This is a genomic window from Gluconobacter sp. (genome assembly GCF_047723935.1).
GTDB lineage: Bacteria > Pseudomonadota > Alphaproteobacteria > Acetobacterales > Acetobacteraceae > Gluconobacter.
Genome location: NZ_JBDOBO010000137.1, coordinates 1 through 2,775, shown reverse-complemented (window position 1 = coordinate 2,775; position 2,775 = coordinate 1). Strand labels below are relative to the sequence as shown.

The 2,775-nt window shown below is 51.1% G+C and carries 5 protein-coding genes and 1 pseudogene; 1 reads left to right on the top strand and 5 read right to left on the bottom strand.

Going from position 1 to position 2,775, the window contains the following annotated elements; genetic code table 11:
* Together ABF979_RS16710 and ABF979_RS16705 are read right to left on the bottom strand one after the other, a co-directional pair.
* Positions 1 to 244 (bottom strand): DUF3892 domain-containing protein (locus ABF979_RS16710; protein ID WP_415560789.1); only part of this gene is annotated, 244 nt, incomplete at its 3' end.
* Between the two features lie 390 nt (positions 245 to 634).
* Positions 635 to 826, bottom strand: a pseudogene (locus ABF979_RS16705) (toxin-antitoxin system HicB family antitoxin); the annotation flags it as partial.
* Positions 827 to 1,083: 257 nt separating this feature from the next.
* On the opposite strand from ABF979_RS16705, the gene ABF979_RS16700 reads away from it, so the two are divergent.
* Positions 1,084 to 1,509, top strand: coding sequence for a RusA family crossover junction endodeoxyribonuclease (locus ABF979_RS16700; RefSeq protein WP_279185477.1), 426 nt, complete (start codon positions 1,084 to 1,086; stop codon positions 1,507 to 1,509).
* 4 nt (positions 1,510 to 1,513) lie between these two features.
* On the opposite strand, the gene ABF979_RS16695 is transcribed toward ABF979_RS16700, so the two are convergent.
* The 3 genes from ABF979_RS16695 to ABF979_RS16685 form a co-directional block, all read right to left on the bottom strand.
* Entirely contained in the window at positions 1,514 to 1,924 is a 411-nt protein-coding gene (locus tag ABF979_RS16695) for a hypothetical protein (protein WP_279185476.1), read from the bottom strand.
* A gap of 169 nt (positions 1,925 to 2,093) precedes the next feature.
* The gene (locus tag ABF979_RS16690) at positions 2,094 to 2,300 is read right to left on the bottom strand and encodes a hypothetical protein (protein ID WP_279185475.1); all 207 of its coding nucleotides are present in this window, start codon (positions 2,298 to 2,300) and stop codon (positions 2,094 to 2,096) included.
* Positions 2,300 to 2,500 (bottom strand): helix-turn-helix transcriptional regulator, encoded by a 201-nt coding sequence (locus ABF979_RS16685; protein WP_279185473.1) that lies wholly within the window; start codon positions 2,498 to 2,500, stop codon positions 2,300 to 2,302. The genes ABF979_RS16690 and ABF979_RS16685 overlap by 1 nt, the downstream gene beginning before the upstream one ends.
* Between the last annotated feature and the right edge of the window lie 275 nt (positions 2,501 to 2,775).

Sequence of the window (2,775 nt, the reverse complement as noted above, 5' to 3'; positions counted from 1 at the left end):
AAACATCTGCTTCCGTTTTCAAATAGCGGCGGCCATTATGGATTGCCACGATGACTTTGACCTTCCGGCCATTAACAGAAACAAAAAAATCCCACTCATTCGTCAAAATGTAGTTGATTGCTTCATTTTCTGTAATACGCCAGCGCCCACTGCTACTGGTTCCACCTACGTACTCAATCCTCTCATGAGGATCAGAGTGGTGACGCTTATTGATGCAACTAATCTGTGCGGACTTATTCGCCATTAGACGACTCTCTCTTTACTAAAAATTTAAGAGAACCGCCCTTGACGCTCTGCTCTTGTACCAGTCATAGAGACTGTGTTAGTACAATGTTGCAGATTCCACAGACGGTTCAAGCGTTTGTGGATCAAAAGGGGTTGGAGTACGAATCCAACCCCTTTTTTATGTCTGGCCCCTTATATCTTCAAAAAAAGACAGCACCAAGCCCAAATACTATATTTAGGGTCCTTCCTACAAAAAGACACAAGATATGGAACCAAGAAAAAGAACAAAAAGTGGCCAAAATCTGCCAATTTTGTCAAATCTTATTCCCTAACTTCATGACTTAAAATCATATCAAAGGATGAAACCGAATTCAGAAATAACATAACCGGCAATTCATACATCTAGCCGCACATTGTTCTCCGCACACATCTCAAGGAACACTCGCAAGGATGCCTCGCCCTCCTTATGGAGGCCGGCCACGCTGTCCGCGTAGAAATCCGCCCCACCGTTGAGCCCCAGGAACTCGCCCCGAAACATTCCCGCTTCTGGGTCGAACTGAATGACGGCACGATGGCCGCCAATTTCCATCACGTTGCTCATTGAGCGTCTCACTTTCAGGTCTCTGCCACTCGCTCGTTGCCTGCCTTGCATAGTTAGATACGCGCGTTGCTCAATTTAGGGCAGAACGTTGCATTGTTAGGAGGTAACGGGGTTACGGGTCCGCGTTTGGTTTTCAGTTTGGATTACCTTGCATGCCTTGCAGTTCCAATTTGGGTCGCCTGCTCCAACCTCTGCACTGCAATTCCGGCGACCACTTTCTATTGTACTGACTACCGCCCCTGTACTATGATTCCGGCATGGAAACCACGGCATCCGAACAGCCTATTTACCGTATCATCATTCCTGGTCTTCTGAGAGCCAAGGGCCGCCCCCGCTTTGGGAATGGACGCACCTTTACCGATGCCAAGACAGTGCAGGCGGAAAAGCATATTCAGCGCCACGCCATAGAGCAGATTGGCAAGCCATGCCTGAGCGGGCCGCTTCATGTCTCCCTAACGATCAACATTGCACCACCTCCGTCATGGAGCCGGAAGAAAACCGCCGATGCACTGGCAGGGCGCATACTCCCAACCAGTAGGCCAGACATAGACAATCAGATGAAGACCGCGGCTGATGCCTTAAACGGTATCGCGTGGAAAGATGATGCCCAGATTGTGGATGCCAACCTGTCGCGCCGCTACGGGCCGGAGAGCGTGACCGTAATTGTGGTTCGCCCCTTATAACGCTTCAGACGGGACCGATCTGATCCCATCGGTCTTTAAACTGCGGGTCGATGTAGCGTGGCGGGTCCACCCAGTAGAGTGGTCCCATTGGGTCACGCTTCATTCTCTCCATAACGTCTATCCGGTTGAGCAAAAAGCAGACCGGCGCATCCGAGCGCACATAAGTGGTAATCGCCAGCCAATCGAACCGTAGGCTGGATGGGTCGGTAATGCCGTCCCCCAACTTGACTGCATCCTGTTTGCTAAAAGCACGAGACTGCACGATCAGTGCGGGGGAAACACCCTCTTTCTTTATCGTAATCAGGGTGGAGCGTTCTGAGCCCTCCTGAGAAGGCTGGATATCCCAGTCACGCCGGGTAAGCTGCCAAGTGACGTAAGCCAAACCCGCCTGTGCAGTTCGTATCTTGCTGCTCACTTAATCCCCCTGCTTCAATTCTGGTTTGCCAACAGCCATAGTTGAGAATGCCCCGCTTTGGTCATGAGTTGACCAATATCTGGCAGTTGCACTCACCTGTTTTCGTTCACAAGGGTTTCCCGCTCTCGAAGTCTGAGCGGTTCATCGGGTTGCCTGTCCGCGATAAGACTTAATCTTTCGCGCTGGCGTCACGACCTAGCAGTTTGGCCAGACGAGCATATGCACCCTCTAGGATCGCTGCTTTTTTTAAAGTGTCATCATCAGGGACAATGGCAATCATCGCTTCACAGAGTGCCGTTACGATTTCCTCAGAACTGGCTCCAGCTTCTTTCTGCCGTTCAGCCAGTGCGAGCGTCTGCTTATACACATCTGACATTATGAAATATCTTTCCTCAGCCTTACCCCAGCCCCGCCACCATTCTCAGCAATGAACTCGACGCCTGCGGCTTCTAGGGCGGAGCGAATGGCAGTGAGGGTGCGGGGATGAGGTGACCGCTTTCCAGATTCAAAGTCGGCCAACGTAGCGACAGCAACTTGTGATGCCTCTGCCAATTCGTTGCGCGTCATACGGAGCATGGCCCGAGCTCCGAGGCATTGTTCAGATGTTATATCTGACATCAGTTCTCACACTTGACTTTATCCAATATCAGTCTTTATAACTGACTCCGGTTGAAAAGCCAAACGGCCCGCCTTGGAAGGTGAGATTTCCAGAGCAGGCCTAACCACAGACTTGAGGACACAAGCCAATGGCTAAGCATGCCCATAGCGTAAGGGCTCGCGCCTGTACATTCATTTTTTCCCCTCTGTGGGGGGAAGTGCCCGCTCTGATTTTCCCAGTTCTTGCTGCGCTC